Genomic DNA, 22886 nt, shown 5'->3' on the forward strand with positions numbered 1-22886 from the left:
CATTTTTTGAGATCGTTCCTTTCTTTATTTTTATAGTCTATTTTGTATTTTTTATATTCTATATTTACAGGAGGTACAGTATAATGAAATTCATATGTTTTAAGGAAGCAGATAAAGAAAAGTTAGGAGTTGTTTCTAAAGATAGTACTTTTGTAATAGAATTATCAAGTATGAAGCTAAGCAAAGATTTTTATGATATGAATGATTTGATAAGAAATATTTCTAATTATGATATTGAAAAAATAGAAAATAGCTTATTTGATAAGTGTGCAGATAATTATATAATATATCCAATAAATACTATTAAACTTTGTTCACCAATTAAGAGACCAGTTCATGATATTATTTGTGTAGGTGTAAACTATCAAGAACATTTAGATGAAACGAAGAAAAATTTTGATAAGGGAAGTTTTAAGGAAGCTAAAAACACTGTTTATTTTTCAAAAAGAGCAACAGAGACTATTGGACCAGGTGATACTATAATAAGTCATGTAAATATTGATGAGCAACTGGATTATGAAGTGGAGTTGGCAGTTATTATTGGTACTAAAGGTATAAATATTCCTAAGGAACAGGTGGAAGATTATATTTTTGGTTATACAATTATGAATGATATTTCTGCAAGAGATCTACAACAACAGCATTTTCAATGGTATAGAGGGAAAAGTTTAGATACATTTACGTCATTGGGACCTGTTATAGTTCACAAAAGTGAAATACCATTTCCAATTGAACTAGATATTTGCAGTAGAGTAAATGGAGAATTAAGACAGAATTCTAATACTAAACATTTTTTGGCGGATATTTCATCTATAATTTCCGAGATTTCTAACGGAATCACTTTAGAACCTGGAGATATAATTGCTACAGGTACTCCTTCCGGTGTTGGATTAGGATTTAACCCTCCTCGCTTTATGAAGTCTGGAGATATAGTAGAATGTGAAATTGAAAATATAGGTATATTAAAAAATATAGTAGAATAGGAAGCATTTTAACGGATAATAAAATGAGCGTATAATAATGTTCTCTTTGGAGGAGTAGGAGCTATAGGTGATCTTTCTAATCTTATACTTAAGGTATGTTCTGAATGGACAAAGGCTATTAAAGAAAATTTGAGCCATTACAGCAGTATGTATGTAATGGCTCCGGTATTTTCCCACAAGTTTAAATTGCATTATCAAAAAGCATTGACAAGAATAGAGCATATAAAAAACTAAGCTACTTTATAAAGAATGTTATGTTGTTTACATTCAATGATAAAGTTCTATTATACATTTAAATAGGTCTCCATCAAAATTAACATACATAATTCCACCATGTAGTTCAACTATGCTTTTGGCTATAGCAAGACCTAAACCATTTCCTGAGATGTTCGAATTTCTAGAAGAATCACCTCTAGTAAATCTTTCAAATATTTCTTCTTTATCAAAGTCAAGAGGAGCAGAAGAGGTGTTTTTGAAGGACAGTTTAATACCTCTATTAATTTCTTCTATTTCTACAAAAACTCTTGTATCGTTTAATGAATATTTTAAGGCATTATTTATTAAGTTTTCAAAAACTCTAGACATTCTATTACCATCTAAAATCATAGGAAGCTTGTCTTTAAAAGTTTTAACAACGAATTTTAAATTTTTATCTGTATAAATCTCTGTATCTGAATATTCAGCTATGGATTGATTTACAAGTTCTATTACATCTACTTCTTCTTTATTTAATTGAATTTTTCCACTATTTATTTTTGAGATTTCAAATAAGTCTTCTATAAGTTTCTTTAATTTTAAACTTTTTTTATTGAGGATTTTTAGAAAATCTTCTTTTTCTTCTTCAGAGATATTTTCCCTTAATAATATATCAGTATAATTTATTATTGATGTAAGAGGAGTTTTCAAATCATGAGATACATTAGCTACTAATTCACTCTTCAACTTTTCATTTTTTATTTGATCCTCAATAGATACTTTAAAGCCTTTATTTAATTTATTTATGTTTTGAGCTAAGCTGCACAAAGATTTATCACCTTTTTCTTCTATAACATGTTCTAGGTCACCGTTAGTTATTTTATCTATTCCTTTTATTATTTCATCAATATATAAAGAGAATTTGATAATTTTTGGAAATATGAATATCAAATACAATAATATTGTTGATGTATATAAAATACCAAAAGATCTTTTGAGTAGCATCATATAAATTAGAACAAGAATTAATGAACTAGACAAAACAAAAATTATTATTTTAAAAAAGGTACTTTTGTTATCAAACCAATTATTTATAAATTTAATTAATTTTATTATAAAGGCATTTTTTAATGATCTTAATATCCTACCTTTGCCTAGATAATATAAGATTAATAATATAATAATTAATAAAGAAAAATGTATTAATATATAGATTTTATTCATATACATGTAATTTTTAATATCAGAAATGTAATTATTGTTATAATTTATTTCATCTTTTATATTTTTTTTGTTTGATTGAAGAATATCTTTTAATAGAACCTCATCTTCTTTAGAGTATGAGTAGTTTTTGGGAAACCAGTAGGCTTCTACAAAATTGCTTGGATTTTTAAGTTTACGTTCATTATAATATTTATAGGCTGGAGCGCTTTCTGAATTATAAGTTATATTAAACCATTTTCCTCTATTTGACACATAATTATATAATTCACCATTTTCTTTAGAGAATATTTTAATATTTTTTTTAATTAAGTCTATGTTTTGGATATCATTAGTTAAAAATGTGCCTTCACTTTTATTAATTATAATAAATTTTACAAATTTATCGTAGTTTTTGTTATTTTGAGCAATTGTAAAATTTCTACTTATTATATCTAATTCTCTTTGAGGAGTTAAAGACAGTATTTCTAAATTATTAGTATGATTATATATAAACATATTACTGAAGCCAGCACATTCTTTTATCCATAAACTATAATTTATCCAATCAGTATTACTAATATCTGTATTACTATTTTCCATATTTTGTAAGTTTTTCTTTTCATCTAATATTTTATTTTCTACAAATTTTATTTCGTTATAATTATACTTTAAATTTCTTAAATTTTCGTAAAGGCTAATGGAAATAAAGATCATAAATATAAGTAACAAGGGAACAGTTTTCTCTAATAACTCTAGAAATTTTGAATTTTTTATAGTGCTATTTTTCAATTTTGTATCCAACTCCCCACACAACTTTTATATATCTAGGTTCTTTAGTGTTTATTTCTATTTTTTTTCTTAATCTTCTTATATGGACAGATACTGTATTTTCGCTTCTAAAGGCAGGTTCATTCCAAACTCTTTCATAAATTTCTTTTGAAGGAAATACTCTACCTCTATTTTCAGCTAAAAGTAATAATATTTCGTATTCTATTGGAGTTAACTTTATTTCATTGCCATATAGTGTAACAATATGAGTAGCTTTATTAATAGCTAATTCATCAATAATAATTTCATCATCATGTACATTATTAGGACAATTCCCTAAATCTATATATCTTCTAAGTTGAGATTTTACTCTAGCGATTAATTCTAAAGGGTTAAATGGCTTAGTTATATAATCATCAGCACCTATGTTTAGTCCTAATATTTTATCTGTATCTTCACTTTTTGCAGATAACATTATTATTGGAATGTTTTTGCTTTCCCTTATTTTTACACAAGTTCTTATACCATCAAGTTTTGGCATCATTACATCCAATATTATTACATGTATTTCGTTATTATTTAAAGCATCTAAAGCTTCTAGACCATCAGATGCTTTTATTATGTTTATATTTTCTGTAGTTCTTAAGTAGACCTCAATAGCATCTCTAATTTCTTTTTCATCATCTACTACCAGTACATTATAATTACTCATGGTTAAATGCCTCCTGTTTGGAAATTGATCTTTATATGAATCTATTTTTATTATACTTACAATTTTAGATATATTACAAACAATATTATTAATATTGTTGAATTAACATAAAATGAAGCTTATAATTTTATATTAATGACAATATGTTACAAAATATATGTTATAAAAGTGAAGATTTCCGTACAATTACAAATCTAATATATTTATATGTCTATTAATTTTGGGAACATATAATTTTATGTTATAATTGGTATATAAAATTTTACTAGACTTGCAAATAATATATTATTTAGAATGTAATATTTGATGATGAAAACTTCTATGTAAGGAGGTAATGGTTTTGCCAATAATTAAAGCTAGTAATATATATGAAGATATATTTAAGCCTTTAAGTTTAAGGGAAGGTAATTATTTTTGTAGAGTCATAGGAATAAAAGATGAACAAAACTATAACGATACTATTGCCTTTTTAGATAGTAAATTTAAAGAATTAAATAATAAGAGCATTATATTTACTTCTACAATACAAAATCCATATAATGAAGACTTAGTAAAATCAATAATGGATAAATTAAATAAGATTAATGTAATCAATATAGAAAATGAATATATAGATATTGTATCATCTAAGGAAACCAATATAAAAATAGGAAAGGCTCTAAGTATATTAATACCCATAGCAATAGAGAATGAAGCATTTAAAAATACAACTATAAGAAATAATTTTATTGTTAAGCTTATGCTTTGGATAAATGAGTATGTTGAAAATATTCAATGGACAGAAGATATAGTTCCTAAATGTTTATATTATGGGGAAATTAAGAAATATGAAGTGTATTTTTTAATGTTACTTGCACTTATAGGATTTGATGTTTTATATTTAAATCCTCAAAAAGATTCAGTATTTGAAATGATAGATAGAAAACAATTTTCTCAAATTATAGAAGAACAACAAACATCTGAAGTTATTGATTATAATACAAGAGTAGCTAATGGAGCTGTAATAGAAAAGGTAACTACATATGCAAAGAAAGCTTCAGATGAATTAGATGAAACTTTATATAATGGTACAGGCATATATAGACCATGGCAATATGTGAATGGATTTACTAAGCCTGTAATTATGAATTCTATTATAGAAGATATGATAACCTATTGGGATGAACCATCAAGACTTCGTCCAGGATTTAGAACAGAAAAAGATTTAGTTTATACTCCTATATTTTTAAATAAAATTTCTGGAGTTTATAGAGATTTATCGGAATACATAGATATGGTCGATAAATTAAGACAATCAAGATTTCATGTCTTCATTGAAGGCACAAATTTAACAAATAAAGATTATAATAATCAGGAATTATATTCCTTGGCTTTTTGTTTGAATAGAGATAAAACTATAAACAAAGAGGCTTTAAAGAGTCATGAAATGTTTAATAAGTTAAAAATTTTGAGAAATGAATTACAAGATTTTATAATTGATAAGATTGACGAAACCTTATGTCAAAAAAGACTATTTAATTTTGATATAGATGATAAAAAAATATTAAAATTAATAATTTCTGTTCTTCTATTAAGTGATAATATATTAACATTAATAGACTGCTATGATTATACTGGATATATTCCTAAAATTATAATATATCTAAAAAATAGAGAGATCTTTGAAGATGAGGATGCCCTATTATTGGGTTTGTTACATAGAATTGGGTTAGATATAGTTATATTAACTCCGAATGCAACAGATAATATTGAACTAAAAATATCTACTGATTATTTAAATGTTATAAGACTTGAGGACATAGTTTTTGATTTAGATTTAGAAAGGAAAACTAAAAAGAAATCTTTTTTTCAAAAATTCTTTAGATAATAGGAGGATACTAAAATGAATGGAGAATTAAATTTTAATGAAAATGTTCAAAAAGATAATAGAGATATAGAATCCTTGGAAAATCAAGACATTGTACAATTTACTCAAAATTATAAAGGTAAATTAAGAGCTATGCCAGAAGTAGAAGCTTTAACTAGTAGAATACATGTTGAAGATCCAAATACAATATTAATGTTTGGAAAAGAAGCTGCGGAAGGAATTTCAAAGGTTTCAGATAGTTTACTTTCTACAATGAAAACTGTTAATGCAGAGGAAGCTGGAGAGATGATTAAACAGCTAACAAAGATAATGGACAAGTTTGATATAAAAGAATTACAGGATGTTAAGGAGCCATCTATGCTCCAAAGATTATTTAAAAAAGCAAAAAATTCAGTTGAATTGATGTTTCAAAAGTACCAAACCATGGGATCAGAAGTTGATAAAATATACATTACTTTAAAAAAGTATGAGCAGGATATAGAACAGTCAAATAAAAATTTAAAGTTGATGTATGAGACTAATATAAACTATTATAAAGAATTAGAAAAATTTATAGTAGCTGGAGAGTTAGCGCTTGAAGAATTAAATAATGAGTTGATTCCAGAGTATCAAAGAATAGCAAATGAAAGTGGAGATCAACTAGATATTGCTAATGTGCAAACCTTAGGAAAAGTTTTAGAAATGATGGAGCAAAGAGTTTATGACTTAAAAATAGCTGAGAATGTTGCTTTACAGACAATTCCTATGATACAAGGTATACAATTCAGTAATTTTAATTTAACTAGGAAAATAAATTCAGCATTTATAATTACATTGCCTATATTTAAACAATGTTTGACTCAAGCTATAATGCTTAAAAGACAAGAATTGCAGGCTAAAAGCTTGAAAGCTCTTGATGATAAAACTAATGAGTTGCTTTTAAGAAATGCTGAAAACTTAGCAAATCAGACAGTTAATATTACAAGAATGACAGGATCTAGTTCAATAAATATGGAAACACTTGAAAAGACTTGGTCAACTATAATGAAAGGTATTGAGGAAACAAAAGTTATACAAGAACAAAATAGGGCTGAAAGAGCTAATAATTCTCAAAGATTAGAAGAAATAAAATATGAAATGATGAATAATAAGAAAAATTATTAAATTATAGGTGATTTATTACTATAATAAATAGTGAAAAACTTATAAACAAGAATACATAAGGAATAAGCCTTTTTTACTAAGTATTCCTTTCTAAATTATAGTAAGCGAAGGGTAGCTCATTTAACAGCATAATACAACATTTGCCTAAAATTATATATATTAGTATAATTTACAGGGAATTAACTAAAAACCTATTGTCAGACAATGAAATGTGTCTGTAATAGGCTTTTTTATTATGTTAGGGAGGATTGCACTGATGTATAACAATAATGTGAAACTGCGTCAAGAAGTTTTTAAATCTGATGCATGGAAAATTGTTGATTGGCTAAAGGACAATGAAGTAATTAAGTATTTAAATGAAAGGCAAAATGTTAGTAAAAGTGTGAAAGACATAATATATAGAATCAATATGCCTATTCTTACTCATTTATTCAATCAAGATGGAAGTTTTTTTATGATAACAACAAGTGAAAAAGAATCAGTTGGATTTCTAAGGCTTGTACCTAAAATTGCTGGAGCGGAAATGGTAGTAGTAATTGGGGACAGGGAAAAATGGGGAAAAGGATTAGGAACTAATGCAATTTTACAAGGATTAAAGTATGCTTTTTTTGAATGGAGAGTAGATGAAGTAGTTGCAAAAATTAATTTCAAAAATGAAAGATCTAGAAGGGTGTTCAAAAAAGTTGGATTTACAGAAGAAAAGAAGTTACCTAGAGAAATACAATATTGTATGTCTATGAAAGAATTTTTAAAATTAGCGTCATAAAAGTAATAAAAGTCGTATGTATGTTACATGCGACTTTAAAAAATTTATATTTACATATAAATTTTTTATTTTGTGAACGATAAACAATATAGTTGTATTTTTACATATTTATATAATGTTTTATAAAATTTGGGGGGGATGTATATGGAATTTAACAATAGCATACGTACTTTAAAAGATTATAAAGAGATTAATAAAACTAAAAAAGGTATAGAAACTTCTCATTTTGAAGGCTCAGATGCAAATTCTTTTGAAAAAATTTTAAATGGAACAATAAAGGAAAAGAAACATCTTTCAAAAGGTAACTATAGTTATAAAGCTAGTGATTTATCTAATATTATGGCAGAAAGAGAAAATTATATAATAAGTAGAGGATTGACACAAGATAAAATTGACGGTGCTGTTGGTAAAGTTGCAAATTTTTTTGGTATAAGTGGTAAATTTATGCGAATGATTTTAGAGTCTTTGGGAATAAAACCTGAGGATTTATTAGATCCAAGTAAGAGAGAAGCAATAATAAAAGCTTTAGGAAAGCATTTCAATTTAAGTGATAGTAAAGAAGCAGAACTTTCTAAACTAATGAATAAATTTTTGTAGATCAATAAGTTATAAAAAATCACATTGTTTTATTTAAGCATAGAAATATTATTAAATTTTAATAGTATTTCTATGCTTTCTATAATTTATAATATATTTTTAAGTTATAAATGTTATAGACAGGAAATTTTGGATGATTTAAAATAAATTAATAGTATTATTAATTATAGATGGACAAATATGATTGAAGAAGTAAAGGGGGAAAAGTGACTATATATGCATAATTATAAAAAAATAAGTAATCTATTAAATTTGTAAATGAGAGTATAAAAAGTTAATAAAGTTGAAACATGGAATATGAAAAATATAAGTAGTTATGCACGAAAAAGTTGACTTAATTTGTAAAAAAATAAAAAGGTATTTATTTTATACAAATAAAATGATATAATTACTTAATAAAGTAAAATAAATTAATATTTTACATAGATAGATTTTATATTATAATACATAAGAATAAATGGAAGAAAGGGATAATAACATGTTAAAGATATCCTTAATAGAATTTCTTTTTAGGATTGTTCCAGAAGGGTTTTTGATTATTTTAATGGCATATGTATTTGATGAGAAAAAAGTTAACAAAAAGATTTATATTATTTCTAGTTTATTATTAGCAATAGGCGTTTATATAATAAGGTTATTTCCTATACATTATGGGGTTCATACAATTCTTAATATTATAATAGCTATATTAATAAGCTCTTTAGCAAATGATATATCAATTAATAAATCTATTATGGCTGTGCTAATTTCTACTTTTACTTTATCAGCATGTGAAGCCGTAAATGTTATAGTTATTAATAAATTTTTAAAACTGGATATGAATACAGTATTAAATAATTCTGTAATGAAAGTTGGATATGGAATAATATCTTTAATATTATTTTCTATTGTTATACTTTGTATTCATATGATTATATGCAAGAAAAAAAGAGGGATAAAAGATGTATTGGATTGAGAGATTTTCAGATAAGATAGGACATGTGCTTGCTCTGAAACTAAAATTAGATAAGGATCAAGAAGAAGTAATAGCATATGGCGCTTTTAATTTTTTACAAGTTTTTTTCTCAATTTTATCTGTTATAATATTTGGTGCTGTTTTTGGAGTGCTATTAGAAGCCGTAGTTATCTCTTTTGCTATTGGAATTTTAAGAAAGTATTCAGGAGGGGTACATGCTTCTACACCAAATCGTTGTATAATTATAGGAACAATAGTATCTGTATTGTTTGCTATTATTATACATAATGGATTCTATCTTTTAGGAATTAGATGGACTTACATATTAGGAATAATATGTTTTGTTATAAGCTATTATATTATTATTAAATTTGCACCTGTAGATAGTGCCGCAAAGCCCATTAAAAAAGTTGAAACAAGGAAACGCCTAAAAAGATATTCAATTTTAGCACTTAATATATTTGCTACTATAGCAATTATGTTATCAATTATTTATATAAAAAAAGATTACAATATTATTTTAAATGTTATTCAATCAATATATATAGGATGTATTTGGCAAGCATTTACTTTAACACCTATGGCACATGATTTACTAACTAAGTTAGATAAAGTATTTAATATAATATAAATATTTATTTTGAATTTGTTGATTGATTTTACTTATTTAAAAATTAAGTAAATCAATTTTCAAATAATATATAATTAATCAAGGGGGATACCAAAATGAAAAACAAATTGATGAAAGGCATAGTAACTTTAGGAGCAAGTATATTTACTGTTATTGCATTTGCAACATCAGCATCTGCTTGCGGATGGGGATTCTATCAACCTAAGGAACCAAAATGCCTTAGAGAAAAGTAGTCGTAGTTTAATCAGTAAAAATATAAGGATCATTTTGATCCTTATATTTTTAATAATTTGTTAGTGGATGTGATAAAATGATTCATTTTAATGATAGTAATGAAAATAATATACATAGCATTATATCTATTGTTAAGCTAGCATCATTACTTTTTTCATCTATTATAATTTATAATAGATTATTTGCGGTAAAAGAAGTTATAACCATTGGAAAGAATGGTTATTTTAATGCCGTTGCATTTACATTGCTAGCATGTGTTGTAGCTATAATTTATTGTATATGGGCATTTTTTTCTATAAAAATATTTAATTCTAAAAGTACAAAGAAAGTTCATATGATAGAAAATTTTTTTTTCATTATAATTTTTTCAGTATTAATTGTAGTATCAAATACATGTGAAAGTCAGTATAAGTTCTTATTTTTATTTATAATAATTACATCTACTATACAGCTTGGGATGAAATCAGGAATAATTATGGCAGTTGTTTCTTCTGCAATAATACTTATTATAGATTTGGTCTATGGACCTAGTAATGGAGTTAATGTATATTTTGAAAATGACTTAATTTTAGCAGGAGTATTTATTTTAACAGCTTGGCCACTTGGATATTATGTAAAAATAGAAAGTGAAAATTTAGCAAGAAAAGATTTGCAGCTAAAGGAGTTAAATGAAGAGTTAAATAAAAAAGATCAACAAAGAAGATATATAGAAAAAATGCTTTTTAAAAATGAGACCTGTTATAATCTATTAATTAATAATTCAAGAGATGCTATTATGGTTCACAGAGATGGAAATTTAATTTTTGGAAATGAAAGTGCTGTGGAAGTATTGGGATTTAATAGTGTGGAAGATATAATTGGAAAGTCTATTCTTGAATTTATACCTACTGATGAGAGAGATAAGATGAAAAATATCTTTGGGGAAATATATGATAGAAAAACATCTATGTTAAGTTTTGAAGAAAAAGTACTTAAAAGCGATGGGAGTATTATTATAATGCAAAATACTTCTACTTATTTTGTATATGAAGGGAAGCTAACTATACTAAGTATTCTTCATGATATTACTTCAGAAAAGCAAGTAGAAAAACTTCAAAAAGATGTAGAAAAAAATATTGAATTGTTAAATGAAACTCGTGAAGTTAATAAGTTAATTACTGAATTTTTATCAAATATATCTCATGAGTTAAAAACTCCGTTAAATGTTATATTCAGTGCAGTTCAGCTGTTAAATATATATAATAATGAAGAAAAAGATAATATTCAAAATCGAGATAAGTATCTTAAAGTAATGAAACAAAATTGTTATAGGCTAATGAGGCTTATCAATAATTTATTAGATGTCACAAGGCTTGAATCAGGTTTTCTTAGGCTTAATGTTGAAAATGATAATATTGTTAATATAGTAGAAGAAATCACTATGTCTGTAGTGACATATGTAGAAAGTAAGGGACTAAAACTTACTTTTGATACTGATATAGAGGAAAAGATTATGGCCTTTGATCCAGATAAAATTGAGAGAATAGTTCTTAACATACTTTCTAATGCTATAAAGTTTACAAATCCTGGTGGTAATATATATGTACAAGTTAAAGATATGGGAAGTGATATTCTTATATCTATAAAAGATACAGGAATAGGTATACCTAAAGATAAGCTTCAACTTATATTTGAGAGGTTTGGACAAGTAAATAAGACTTTTAGAAGAAATCGTGAAGGAAGTGGAATAGGACTATACCTAGTAAAATCTTTTGTAGAAATGCATGGAGGAAGTATACAGGTTAAGAGCAAATTAGGAGAAGGAAGTGAGTTTCTTATTAGGCTTCCAGCTAAAAGCACAAAAGAGGAAGTGTGTAAGAAAGATTCTTTATATGAAGCAAATATAGAAAGTATTAGTATAGAGTTTTCGGATATTTATTCCGATGTTACACCTACTTAATATGTTTTGATAATTTTAAAATATATATTTTTCAATATTGTTAAGTATGAGCTTTATGTACATTAATGTATATAAGGCTTTTAATTTTTTAGTATAAATATAAATTTATATCAAATAATAAATTTATGTTAAAAAATAAATTTATAATAGATGATGCGGAGGATATGTAAGTGAGTGAGGGATTAGTAGCTGCAGTAAGATCCATTATAGGATTTTTCTCGCTTTTTATTTTTGCAAGAGCTTTAGGAAAGCAGCAAATAAGTCAGTTAAATTTTTTCGATTATGTATTAGGAATAACTATAGGTTCTATTGCTGCTACATTAACTACAGATTTATCTAGTAGAGCATGGCCACATTGGGTTGGTTTATTCACATGGTCAATATTAGGTTTTGTAATGGAATGGGTAGCTATGAAATGGAGATATGCAGGAAAGTATATAGATGGTCAACCTACAATTATAATTGTGAATGGCAAAATATTAGAGAATGAATTGAAAAAGGTTAGATACAGGGTATCAGATATTTTAGAATTACTTAGGAATAAGGATATTTTTGATTTGGATCAAGTTGAATATGCAATTATAGAGCCTAATGGTCAAATTTCTGTACTTAAAAAATCAGAACATCAGCCATTAACTCCTAAAGATATGAATATATATACTTCACCAGCCGATATAAGTACAGAAGTAATATATGACGGCATGGTTTTTGATTTAAACTTAAGACAACTTAATAGAGATAGAAAATGGCTTAATAATGAGCTAAAAAAACATGGAATAAAAGATCCATCTGAGGTTTTTTTAGCTACTGTAGATAATTCAGGGAAATTTTATGTAGATAAATATGATGATCATATTAATAATCTAAGAGATATTGGTGATTATAAAGGGCCATTTTAAGGAGGAACTCACATGAGAAAATTTTTAGTTATATCTATTCCAATAGTAACACTAGTTTTTTTCATAGTAGTAATGCTTAGTGGGAATTATTTAAAGCGTCCATTAGGAAAGGATGACAATGTACCAGAATCAATAGGTATAGTTATGGAAAATGTAAATAAAGAGGAATGGAAAGAGGCTTATAAAAATACTGAGCAACTATATGATGCATGGAATAAAGTTATTAAAAGAGTACAGTTTAGTTCAGAGAGAGATGAAATAAATGCATTAAGCGCAAGTATAGCACGTATTAAAGGAGCTGTTTCTGCCCAAGATAAAGCTTCAGCATTAATAGAATTAAATGCTGCTTATGAGCATTATAATGGACTAGGAAGATAGTTTTAAGTCAAATCATTCTTAGCTTCTAATAGAACTTATTAAAGAACTAGGTTTATGGTGAGCAAGTCAATTTTTATAATTGAATAAATGTCTGTAAACATAAGATGCTAGGTTGTATTTTTTATTACAATATAGTAAGATATTTTCAAAAGGATTTTTATCATAATTAAACAGAGAATTTAAGGAAAGAGGGTAAAAAAATGGCTATAAGTTTACAAAAAGGTCAAAAAGTAGATCTAACAAAGACCAATCCAGGATTAAAAAAAGTTATAGTAGGACTTGGTTGGGATGTAAACAAATATGATGGAGGATTTGATTTTGATTTAGATGCAGCAGTATTTCTTTTAAATGACTCCGGTAAGGTAAATAATGAACAAGATTTTATTTTTTATAATAATGCTACACATACATCAGGAGCTGTAATGCATATGGGAGATAATTTAACTGGTGCAGGTGACGGAGATGATGAACAAGTAAAAGTTCAACTTGCTAGTGTACCAGCTGAAGTTAATAAAATAGATTTTACAGTAACAATACATGATGCAGAAGCTAGAAGACAAAACTTTGGACAAGTATCTAATGCATATATAAGAATTTTTAATGAAGAAACTGGAGAAGAATTAGTAAGATATGATTTAGGAGAAGATTTTAGTATTGAAACAGCAGTAGTTGTAGCGGAAATATATAGACATGGGTCTGAATGGAAGTTCAATGCTATAGGCAGTGGTTTCCAAGGAGGATTATCCGCTTTATGTAGAAACTTTGGAATAAATGTTTAGTTAATTCTACAGTTATGTTGTAGAATTGACATAGTTTAATATAATTTCATAGAAAGAAGGTTAATTTCTTATGGCAATTAGTTTACAAAAAGGTCAGAAGGTTGACTTAACAAAAGGCAGTGATAATTTAGTAAAAGTTACAGTAGGATTAGGATGGGACACTAACAAATATGATGGAGCAGCAGATTTTGATTTAGACGCAGCAGCATTTCTATTAGGCCCTTCTGGCAAAGTAAATAGTGATGAAGATTTTGTTTTTTATAATAATTTAAAGCATTATACAGATTCAGTTATTCATATGGGAGATAATTTGACAGGAGAAGGAGACGGGGATGATGAACAAATCATTGTTGATTTGTCTAAAGTACCCCAAAATATTCACAAGATAGCATTTACAGTTACAATACATGAAGCTGAGGCCAGAAAACAGAATTTTGGACAAGTTTCAAATTCTTATATAAGATTATTTAAAGAAGAGACAGGTGAAGAACTTATAAGATATGATCTTGGAGAAGATTTTAGTGTGGAAACAGCAGTGGTTGTAGGAGAACTTTACAGACATAACTCTGAGTGGAAATTTAATGCTATAGGAAGTGGATTTAAAGGTGGACTTAGAGCATTATGCTTAAATTTTGGCATCAATGTTTAATATAGATAATGACGAAATTTAAATGAGGGGGATACTTAAATGACAGTAAATTTACAAAAAGGACAAAAAGTTGATTTGTCAAAAGGCGAAGCTAGTCTTTCAAAAATAATGATAGGATTAGGATGGGATCCAGTTGCACAAGCTGAAGGTAAAGGTTTATTAGGAGGAATTTTTAGAAAAGCTCCTGAAAACATAGATTGTGATGCTTCTGTAATTATGTTAGATGCTAATGATAAATTAACTTCTAACAGAGATATAGTATACTTTGGAAATCTAAAAAGCGCATGTGGAAGTGTACGACATACGGGAGACAATTTAACCGGAGATGGAGATGGAGATGATGAACAAATCCTTGTAGATTTATCTAAGGTTCCTAAAAAGATTAATAAGCTTGTTTTTGTAGTTAACATTTATGATTGTACAAGAAGAAATCAACACTTTGGATTAATTAGAAATGCATATATCCGTGTGGTAAATTCTACAACAAGACAAGAGTTTATAAAATATAATCTATCAGATGATTATTCAGCAAAAACTTGTTTGATTACAGGAGAAATTTATAGACATGGAGATGGTTGGAAATTTGCTGCTATTGGAGAAGGAACAAATGACGATTCATTAAAGTCAATTGTAGCAAAGTATTGTTAAGCTAATAGAAGTAATATAAGAAAGATATAATTATAATAATGTAATTATATCTTCTTCTTACATAATCATAGTTAATGAATATTATACATATGAAAATTTGTGAAAGGCGGTAAATGGATGAAATATTTCAAAGAGAAATCATCTAATGTGCTGAAAAGCTTAAGCGTAAATGAGCATAAAGGATTGTCGGAAGAGGAAGTAAAAGAAAGACTTGAAAAATATGGGTTAAATGAGTTTTCCAAGAAAGAAGAGAGTTCAATATGGGATGATATAAAAGAAGCATTGTCTGAAACTATGATGGTTATTCTTTTAATTGCAGCTGCGGTTAGTGCTATTATTGGAGAGGTACATGATGCAATTGGTATTGTATGTGCCGTAGCAATTGGAATTACCATAGGAATTGTGACAGAAGGAAAATCTAAAAAAGCAGCAGAAGCTTTATCTAAGCTTACGGAAAATATATCTGTAAAAGTACTTAGAAATGGTGAAATAGTTGAAATAACAAAAAGTCAGCTAGTTCCAGGGGACATAGTTTTTATTGAAACAGGAGACATGATACCAGCAGATGGTAGATTAATTGAAAGCTTAGAGTTGAAAGTTAGAGAAGATATGCTTACTGGTGAATCAGATGATGTAAGTAAGAATGCAGAAGCAATTGTTCAGATGGAGACAATCAAAGGAAAAGATAATGAAACTATAGTTCAAGATCCTATACCAGCTAAACAAGTTAATATGGTGTTTGGTGGAACATTAGTTGCTTATGGAAGAGGTAAATTTGTAGTTACTGTAACTGGTGATAACTCGGAAATGGGAAAGATTGCTCAGAATTTAGAAGAAAGTGATGTAGAAACACCATTACAAATTAAATTAGGAAAATTAGGTGGAACTATTTCAAAGGTATCAAGTGTTATAGCCTTAGGACTTTTTATAATAATGTTTAGTAAAATGTTCATGGCAAAAACTTTAAATATTGATACTAGTGGCATACTACCTTTTTTAAATTCAATAGAACCTATAAAAAGAGCATTTATTGTCTGTATTGCTTTAATAGTTGCAGCAGTACCAGAAGGATTGCCTACTATGATAAATATAACATTGGCAATAACAATGCAGAAAATGGCCAAGATAAATGCATTGGTAACAAAGAAAGAAGCATGTGAAACTATAGGGTCCGTTAGTGTAATATGTTCTGATAAAACTGGAACTTTAACACAAAATAGAATGTCTGTTGAAAAAGTTTATATGAATGGACATTATGTTGATGATCCTGAGATGGAGCATACTAGCTATTTTGTTGAAAATTGCTTAATTAATTCAACAGCAGATTTGGAGTTTGATGGAAATGAAGTGAAATACTTAGGAAGTGCTACTGAGTGTGCTTTACTTCTTCATCATAAAGATCATGATTACATAAAAAATAGAGAAGAGGCAGAAATTATCCATCAAGTACCTTTTAGTTCTAAAACAAAAAAAATGATTACAATAATGAATTGTGATGGTGAAAATTGTGCCGTACTGACTAAGGGAGCTCCAGAAGTAGTATTAGAAAACTGCCGTTATGAAAGCATTAATAAAGAACAAGTAAAAATAACTCCTGAAAGAAGACAAGAAATATTAAATGAGATAGAAAAACTTCAAAGACAATCTATGCGTGTACTTGGTTTTGCATATAAGATGATTAATGAAGAAGTAGCTATAAGTAGTGAAGCTGGAGTAATTGAAGATGAACTTATTTTTACAGGATTTGTTGGGATTAAAGATCCACTAAGATCAGAAGTTAAAGAAGCTGTTTTAACTGCCTATAAAGCAGGTGTAGAAACTAAGATGCTTACAGGTGATAATATAAATACAGCAATTGCCATAGGAGAAGAATTAGGCATGCTTAAAGATGGCAAAAAAGCTGTTGAGGCAACTTATATTGATACCTTATCTGATGATGAATTAAAAGAGGAAATAAAAAATATTGCTATCGTAGCACGTTCAAAGCCAGATACTAAAATGAGAATAGTTCAAGCTTTACAAGCTAATGAAGAAGTAGTTGCAGTTACTGGTGATGGTATTAATGATGCACCAGCGCTTACAAAAGCAGACGTTGGAATTGCTATGGGTATAGCGGGAACAGAAGTTAGTAAGAATGCTGCAGATATAATATTAACTGATGATAGCTTTGGTACAATTGTTCAAGGAATAAAATGGGGACGTGGAATTTATGAGAATTTCCAGAGGTTTATACAGTTCCAGATTACAGTAAATATCGTTGCATTTTTAACTGCTATATTATCAGTTATTTTCGATTTTGATATGCCATTTACCACAATACAATTATTATGGGTAAATATAATTATGGATGGTCCACCAGCCTTGTCATTAGGATTAGAAGCTGTAAGAGAAAAAGTACTTAACAAGAAACCTATAAATAGAAATTCAAGTATAATTACTAAGTCAATGATCACTAGTATGATTTTAAATGCATCATATATTACAGCCATAATACTCATTCAAATGAAGTTTAATATATTAGGTGCATCTACAACTATGGTTGGAAAAGCTAGTGAAATGGAAACTGTTTTATTCGGAATATTTGCTTTTAGTGCCTTATTCAATGCATTTAACTGCAGAGAATTTGGATTAGATAGCATTATACCTTATTTTACAAAGAATACTATTGCTATAAAAATTATATCAATTACAGCAATAGTACAGATTGTAATTACAGAAATGTTTTCTAATTTCTTTAATGCAGTACCATTAAGTGTTAATATGTGGCTTAAGATTATAGGGTTATCTGCATTGGTTATAGTTGTAAATGAAATAGTAAAGGTTGTATTAAGACTATTTATACCTACAAGCAACAAGATTGTTGAAGATTCTATGGGTATAAATTCATAAATAAAGTTACCCACTGGATTTTTTCCAGTGGGTATTTATTATAACTTTAACATACTAATTTTAAAATTCTTTCAAGGAATTCTTCACTACAGAGTAATCCTTGTTCTTTAGTGTAATATATATTATTATGCATATTTAAATTTTTTCTATATAGCTCTTGTATTTCTCCATGAAAGGGAACAATTCCATACATTGAATTAGATAACATAGGCAAATCTAAATATGAATCACCAGCGGCAATAAGTTTATGTTTATTTTCAAGAGTCATAATATACTCTAAAGGAGACCATTTATTAATAAATTTAGGGATGATATATACCTTTTTATTATTTTTAATTACAGAATATCCTTTTTTGGCACATAACTCATTAAGACTTTCAAAGTGATTAAAATCTAAATAATCACTTTTTAATACAGCATATAGAAACAACTCATCACAACAACGATAGGACTTTACATAATCGCTATTTAAAAAGAAACCACATAATTTTATTAGCTCTTTTGGAGAGATTATAGATTTCATTTTAGAAGATATTATTTTTTGCCATTGTAAATCTATTTGTTCATCTCTTAGTATAATTCCACCATTTGCAACAACTGCATATTTTATAGGAATATTATTATTGAAAATTGATATTCTTTTATATTGTTCAACGGATCTAGTAGTAGTGGGAATGAATAATATCTTTTTATTAATCGAATTTAATAAATGTATAGATTTTTTAGTCATATGAGATATGTTTTTGTTATCCTTTTTTTCTACTGTTATTATATCTTTTATATCAGGTTTCAAAAATGAATTTGAATATATAAGAGTTCTATCTAAATCAGAAGCAAAAATCATTTAGAATCACATCCTTAGTTTAATTATAAATCCCCAAAACCTTTAGGCTTTATTATGCCACAACAAGAATAAGACATATTTTTATAAGTCTCAATAGGAACGTTTCTATCTTCAGCAAGCTTTATTATATGCTTTAAATTAGGATTTTTCATGGAATCCACTAAAATCTTCCAAGGGATTCTTCTTAATAAAACACGAGTAGTTTCCCCTACACCAGGTTTTATAAGATTTATGTCATCTATCCCTAGAATTTTCTGGATTCTATGCACATCTTTAAGCCCTTTATAATCAGCAGTATCATTATTAAGTGATTCTACAGACAAAGGAATTCCAAGGCTATTATCTATTAATTTATATTGCTCAGTTATAGTATCAATGAAAAAATTAGATACGTCTATATCTGTCCATTCTTTATAAAATTTAGCTCCATGAAAGTCATTTTTTGAAGTAATATTTTTATTATAAACGGTTCTACTCATTAATCCTGAAACTGTGGAATTTAAACAAGCACTTGGTATCAAGAAGTCTTCTCTAGTTGCATATGTATTAGAGCAATAAGCTGGATCTGAGAGAACAGCAAGATCAGGATTAAGCTGTATATTATGATCCTTGTAAAAATCTTTACAAGCTTTTACTAAAGTATCTTGAATAACCCCTTTACCTGTCCAGCCATCTATAAATTGAAGCTCACAATTAGGATGAGTTTTAAGTATATAGAAAATAGCATTTTCATCTATACCCCTATCTCTGATTATGGAAATACTATAATGAGGTAAAGTTATATTATATTTAAACTGAATATAACGTTTAATAAGTATTCCAATAGGGGTACCAGCTCTAGCAAGGGAAACCAATATAAGGTTAGTGCCTCTTTTACTAATTATTTTTTCGCTTAGTAAAGCTACATATTGAGCTAGTTTATATTTTATATCATCTAATGTTTTATAAAATATATCCATATACTCCTTGGTAGGATGGTATTCAATAGGGAGCATTTCTGAATAATGAACTCCACTTTGAATAGCATTTTCTCTAACTTCATTACTTTGCTCAGTAATAAGCCCAGTAATTTCTTTTAAGAGAAATATAACATCATTTTTGGAATAACTTCCAGATAATAAAATATTATTTTTAAACAAAGTAGTTCCTCCTTTATTTATAGGGATTGCCAACTTACAAATATAATTTCTTTAATGTTAAATGAACTAAAAATTCTTTTAAATTCTTCCTTTTTACATCCAGCTATAGGTTTTTCAGTAAATAAAAAAACTTGTTCATAAAAGTCTTTTGGAATATTATATAAATAATTTAATATATGTTCATCATCTATACTATTAAATACTATTTTATTTTTTATAGCATAATCTGAGAAATTTCTAGAGAAAATAGGGCTCCTAGTAGTGGAATGAAAATACACTTTTTCACCAAGTTCTGCACTAATCATACAAGGTATATATATGAATTCTCCAGTACCTAGACAGAGACATTTCCCTTTTCTTCGTTCTTTTTTTAATAGATTTCCTATATCTTTTATATCTTCTATTAATTTTATCTGCTCATCAGATGTAATACCAAATCTTCCTGTATAGGGATGAAACCCTTCTATTAGCATTGAGTTTTTTAATATTATATCTTTGTGCAATATAGTTGAATTTTTAGCAATTTCAATTACAGAGTCTACTTTGTTTGTGTCTCCTTTTTTTATGCAATTAATAGTTCCTTTAATTAAAGAACATACGCGTATATCTAAATCTTTTAGTTCATGAAACATATTTATATGTTCATCATCTCTCCAATCTAATATTGATATAATACCAAAGGATTTAGCAGAAAGATTTTTTATCAAATTCAATGCGGTGTTTCCAGTAGTTAATTCATCATCAATAAGTACAATATCATCAAAGTGATTAAAAAAATCTGAACACTTTGGGAAAAGAAGATGATCAGTAGCATGAGAATGCTCTTCCTTAAATAAAAAGCTAGAAGGAATACTTTTAATATTTTCTCTTGTAGTATGTATATATTCTGCATTAGAAAAATTGTTAAATATAGATTGAGCAATACCAGTAGCAGTTTCAGCAAAGCCTATAAATAAAGTTTTATTATTCAATTTTAATGGATGTTTTATAATTGACAATGCTGAGTCTATTAAAGCTAACTTAGAGGAATCTAAATTAGAGCCTACTCCTTCTAAATAACATGAATCTTGTAAATAACATAAGGCTTGTACTAAAATATTAATATCAGGATAAATAATTCCTTCACGTTCTTCTAACCAGAGTCTTGCTAAAATTGCTCCTGATAATTTCAGAACATCAGGATGAACAGGAATATGTTTACCTATAATTTTACTAACAAATATAAATTCCCTTTTTATATTTTTTCTTAAAGCCATATTAAAAAGATTTTCTATAGGCATATTGTAAAGTTTTTTGTTTATTTTTAGCAACACTTCTAAATTAGAGTCTATAGGAATTGTTATTTGCGTATCTGATAATGTCTTTGTATGATTTACCATCATTTAAAACCCCCATAATACTTGATGTTAATAGTATCTCATGAGCCCATTTAAGATGGGGCTTCACTTCATTCATTTTGTTAGAATAAGAACTTTTTATTACGCCATCACTTATAGAATTTACGATAGATTCGGCATCAAGAAAATCTTCTTTAGATACGGCATATAAAGAATTAACTATATTTACTTGATTAGGATGTATTACTGTTTTACCCAATAGGCCGTTTACTTTATCTAAAAGAATCTCTTTAACTAACGGGCTAGAATCCAAATCTTGTGGTACGTCAAAATATTCATAAACAGGCCCAGAAATTATATATTCATCTCGTTTAAATACATTTAGAATATCAGAAATGCAATCACTAATTATAGATAAATCATAAATTGTACAATTTCTATTACGGCGTAAACTGAAAATACCTGAAAGATCTGTTCCACCTAATCTGATATTTAAAACTAATTCTTTGTAGGAATCTAGAAGGTATTTTATTTTAATTAATTCTTCAATTCTTTTTTCTTTAAATGCTACAGCTGATGTTTCAAGAATTGGCATTATATATAAGTTTTTATTGTTTTTATCATTATATATTTCTAATGTTTCTAAATGTTTTTTACCATTATATATATCAAATTTAGGTAGAACAAAACCGCAAAGTCCTATCAATTTTGAATTATCAAGAAACATTAAGAACTGATTATGACTTCTAGTCCTTATAAATATCATTGGAAGTTTATCTATAAAGGTATTATCAAGCTCTATAGCCGTTTCTATTTCATTAAAAAGTTTAATAACATTATTTTCAGCTTCATGTAAAAGACTGGTGGGTATGGAGTCTTCTAAGCAAATTACCACAGTGCAAGCAGTGGTAGAAAGAATATCTTTTAAGAGATTTTTTCTAGTTCCCCCCATATATAAGGCTGCTCCAACAGCATGAGAAAGAATTTTTTTACTAGAGTATAGTCCATAGCTTATTGGTTTTTTAAAAAAAAGTTCGTCATTATTCTCTACAAAGTTAAAATACCTCATATTAAGTTCCTTTCATAAATTTATACTTTGGTAAATACAATATTAAACAATATTTATATTAAAATACTTTTATTATATGACATTGAAACAGCATAGTCAAAGTTTTTTAATCAAATCTGATTATATGAAAAGTATATTTAAAAAACCATCAATACACATAGTGATAGTAATGATGGCTTTTTAAAGTACTTATAAACTCTATTATCATTTTATATGAGGATATTAAATTAGAAAACTATTATATGTGGAATAGGTAGATCTG

At 27.2% G+C, this 22886-nt stretch carries 21 protein-coding genes; 15 read left to right on the forward strand and 6 right to left on the reverse strand.

Annotated elements, in window-relative coordinates; all coding sequences use genetic code 11:
- Positions 1–83 precede the first annotated feature (83 nt).
- Positions 84–983, forward strand: a complete 900-nt coding sequence (locus tag J2Z24_RS02355) for a fumarylacetoacetate hydrolase family protein (RefSeq protein ID WP_035151590.1) — start codon at positions 84–86, stop codon at positions 981–983.
- Positions 984–1250: 267 nt separating this feature from the next.
- Here the strand turns inward: J2Z24_RS02355 and J2Z24_RS02360 are convergent, their stop codons facing one another.
- On the reverse strand, positions 1251–3170 hold the full coding sequence (locus J2Z24_RS02360; RefSeq protein WP_051593424.1) for a sensor histidine kinase: 1920 nt from the start codon (positions 3168–3170) through the stop codon (positions 1251–1253).
- Positions 3160–3861, reverse strand: a complete 702-nt coding sequence (locus J2Z24_RS02365) for a response regulator transcription factor (RefSeq protein WP_035151592.1) — start codon at positions 3859–3861, stop codon at positions 3160–3162. The genes J2Z24_RS02360 and J2Z24_RS02365 overlap by 11 nt, the downstream gene beginning before the upstream one ends.
- A 340-nt stretch (positions 3862–4201) precedes the next feature.
- Here J2Z24_RS02365 and J2Z24_RS02370 point away from each other — a divergent pair, with 340 nt between their 5' ends.
- The 14 genes from J2Z24_RS02370 to J2Z24_RS02435 all read left to right on the forward strand — a co-directional run bounded on the left by J2Z24_RS02370 (position 4202) and on the right by J2Z24_RS02435 (position 18235).
- Positions 4202–5728, forward strand: a complete 1527-nt coding sequence (locus J2Z24_RS02370) for a YceG family protein (RefSeq protein ID WP_035151594.1) — start codon at positions 4202–4204, stop codon at positions 5726–5728.
- Between the two features lie 15 nt (positions 5729–5743).
- Positions 5744–6871 (forward strand): toxic anion resistance protein, encoded by a 1128-nt coding sequence (locus J2Z24_RS02375; protein ID WP_035151596.1) that lies wholly within the window; start codon positions 5744–5746, stop codon positions 6869–6871.
- Positions 6872–7127: 256 nt separating this feature from the next.
- A complete protein-coding gene (locus tag J2Z24_RS02380) occupies positions 7128–7637 on the forward strand; it encodes a GNAT family N-acetyltransferase (RefSeq protein WP_035151599.1) in 510 nt (169 codons plus the stop codon).
- Between the two features lie 144 nt (positions 7638–7781).
- Positions 7782–8234 carry a hypothetical protein gene (locus tag J2Z24_RS02385; RefSeq protein WP_035151602.1) on the forward strand — a complete coding sequence of 151 codons (453 nt, stop codon included), beginning with the start codon at positions 7782–7784 and terminating at the stop codon, positions 8232–8234.
- A gap of 478 nt (positions 8235–8712) precedes the next feature.
- Positions 8713–9189 (forward strand): hypothetical protein, encoded by a 477-nt coding sequence (locus J2Z24_RS02390; protein WP_035151604.1) that lies wholly within the window; start codon positions 8713–8715, stop codon positions 9187–9189.
- Positions 9176–9820, forward strand: a complete 645-nt coding sequence (locus tag J2Z24_RS02395; protein WP_035151607.1) for an accessory gene regulator ArgB-like protein — start codon at positions 9176–9178, stop codon at positions 9818–9820. Before J2Z24_RS02390 ends, J2Z24_RS02395 begins: the two co-directional genes overlap by 14 nt.
- Before the next feature lie 95 nt (positions 9821–9915).
- Entirely contained in the window at positions 9916–10053 is a 138-nt protein-coding gene (locus J2Z24_RS02400; protein WP_085059165.1) for a cyclic lactone autoinducer peptide, read from the forward strand.
- A 77-nt stretch (positions 10054–10130) separates the two neighbouring features.
- Positions 10131–11993, forward strand: a complete 1863-nt coding sequence (locus J2Z24_RS02405) for a PAS domain-containing sensor histidine kinase (RefSeq protein WP_035151610.1) — start codon at positions 10131–10133, stop codon at positions 11991–11993.
- A 170-nt stretch (positions 11994–12163) separates the two neighbouring features.
- Positions 12164–12892, forward strand: a complete 729-nt coding sequence (locus tag J2Z24_RS02410; RefSeq protein WP_035151613.1) for a DUF421 domain-containing protein — start codon at positions 12164–12166, stop codon at positions 12890–12892.
- Between the two features lie 12 nt (positions 12893–12904).
- The gene (locus J2Z24_RS02415) at positions 12905–13270 is read left to right on the forward strand and encodes a DUF4363 family protein (RefSeq protein ID WP_035151615.1); all 366 of its coding nucleotides are present in this window, start codon (positions 12905–12907) and stop codon (positions 13268–13270) included.
- Positions 13271–13470: 200 nt separating this feature from the next.
- Entirely contained in the window at positions 13471–14049 is a 579-nt protein-coding gene (locus J2Z24_RS02420; RefSeq protein ID WP_035151619.1) for a TerD family protein, read from the forward strand.
- Between the two features lie 70 nt (positions 14050–14119).
- Positions 14120–14698, forward strand: coding sequence for a TerD family protein (locus tag J2Z24_RS02425; RefSeq protein WP_035151621.1), 579 nt, complete (start codon positions 14120–14122; stop codon positions 14696–14698).
- A 39-nt stretch (positions 14699–14737) separates the two neighbouring features.
- A complete protein-coding gene (locus J2Z24_RS02430; RefSeq protein ID WP_035151622.1) occupies positions 14738–15346 on the forward strand; it encodes a TerD family protein in 609 nt (202 codons plus the stop codon).
- Positions 15347–15463: 117 nt separating this feature from the next.
- On the forward strand, positions 15464–18235 hold the full coding sequence (locus J2Z24_RS02435) for a calcium-translocating P-type ATPase, PMCA-type (RefSeq protein WP_035151624.1): 2772 nt from the start codon (positions 15464–15466) through the stop codon (positions 18233–18235).
- Between the two features lie 46 nt (positions 18236–18281).
- Here J2Z24_RS02435 and J2Z24_RS02440 read toward each other — a convergent pair whose 3' ends face one another.
- The 4 genes from J2Z24_RS02440 to J2Z24_RS02455 are packed head-to-tail and all read right to left on the reverse strand — an operon-like array spanning position 18282 to position 22624.
- Positions 18282–19079 carry an HAD hydrolase family protein gene (locus J2Z24_RS02440; RefSeq protein ID WP_035151627.1) on the reverse strand — a complete coding sequence of 266 codons (798 nt, stop codon included), beginning with the start codon at positions 19077–19079 and terminating at the stop codon, positions 18282–18284.
- Between the two features lie 23 nt (positions 19080–19102).
- Positions 19103–20218, reverse strand: a complete 1116-nt coding sequence (locus J2Z24_RS02445) for a cysteine protease StiP family protein (protein ID WP_035151630.1) — start codon at positions 20216–20218, stop codon at positions 19103–19105.
- Between the two features lie 17 nt (positions 20219–20235).
- Entirely contained in the window at positions 20236–21600 is a 1365-nt protein-coding gene (locus J2Z24_RS02450) for a phosphoribosyltransferase family protein (protein WP_035151631.1), read from the reverse strand.
- Positions 21539–22624 (reverse strand): HpcH/HpaI aldolase/citrate lyase family protein, encoded by a 1086-nt coding sequence (locus tag J2Z24_RS02455; RefSeq protein WP_035151634.1) that lies wholly within the window; start codon positions 22622–22624, stop codon positions 21539–21541. Before J2Z24_RS02455 ends, J2Z24_RS02450 begins: the two co-directional genes overlap by 62 nt.
- Positions 22625–22886 lie beyond the last annotated feature (262 nt).

The sequence above is a fragment of the Clostridium tetanomorphum genome, from assembly GCF_017873215.1.
GTDB classification, from domain to species: domain Bacteria; phylum Bacillota; class Clostridia; order Clostridiales; family Clostridiaceae; genus Clostridium_AO; species Clostridium_AO tetanomorphum.

Coding starts and splice junctions, on each gene's coding strand:
- J2Z24_RS02355 (WP_035151590.1), top strand. CDS start 84: ATGAAATTCATATGTTTTAAGGAAGCAGATAAAGAAAAGTTAGGAGTT.
- J2Z24_RS02365 (WP_035151592.1), bottom strand. CDS start 3,861: ATGAGTAATTATAATGTACTGGTAGTAGATGATGAAAAAGAAATTAGA.
- J2Z24_RS02375 (WP_035151596.1), top strand. CDS start 5,744: ATGAATGGAGAATTAAATTTTAATGAAAATGTTCAAAAAGATAATAGA.
- J2Z24_RS02380 (WP_035151599.1), top strand. CDS start 7,128: ATGTATAACAATAATGTGAAACTGCGTCAAGAAGTTTTTAAATCTGAT.
- J2Z24_RS02385 (WP_035151602.1), top strand. CDS start 7,782: ATGGAATTTAACAATAGCATACGTACTTTAAAAGATTATAAAGAGATT.
- J2Z24_RS02390 (WP_035151604.1), top strand. CDS start 8,713: ATGTTAAAGATATCCTTAATAGAATTTCTTTTTAGGATTGTTCCAGAA.
- J2Z24_RS02395 (WP_035151607.1), top strand. CDS start 9,176: ATGTATTGGATTGAGAGATTTTCAGATAAGATAGGACATGTGCTTGCT.
- J2Z24_RS02400 (WP_085059165.1), top strand. CDS start 9,916: ATGAAAAACAAATTGATGAAAGGCATAGTAACTTTAGGAGCAAGTATA.
- J2Z24_RS02405 (WP_035151610.1), top strand. CDS start 10,131: ATGATTCATTTTAATGATAGTAATGAAAATAATATACATAGCATTATA.
- J2Z24_RS02415 (WP_035151615.1), top strand. CDS start 12,905: ATGAGAAAATTTTTAGTTATATCTATTCCAATAGTAACACTAGTTTTT.
- J2Z24_RS02420 (WP_035151619.1), top strand. CDS start 13,471: ATGGCTATAAGTTTACAAAAAGGTCAAAAAGTAGATCTAACAAAGACC.
- J2Z24_RS02425 (WP_035151621.1), top strand. CDS start 14,120: ATGGCAATTAGTTTACAAAAAGGTCAGAAGGTTGACTTAACAAAAGGC.
- J2Z24_RS02430 (WP_035151622.1), top strand. CDS start 14,738: ATGACAGTAAATTTACAAAAAGGACAAAAAGTTGATTTGTCAAAAGGC.
- J2Z24_RS02435 (WP_035151624.1), top strand. CDS start 15,464: ATGAAATATTTCAAAGAGAAATCATCTAATGTGCTGAAAAGCTTAAGC.
- J2Z24_RS02440 (WP_035151627.1), bottom strand. CDS start 19,079: ATGATTTTTGCTTCTGATTTAGATAGAACTCTTATATATTCAAATTCA.
- J2Z24_RS02450 (WP_035151631.1), bottom strand. CDS start 21,600: ATGATGGTAAATCATACAAAGACATTATCAGATACGCAAATAACAATT.
- J2Z24_RS02455 (WP_035151634.1), bottom strand. CDS start 22,624: ATGAGGTATTTTAACTTTGTAGAGAATAATGACGAACTTTTTTTTAAA.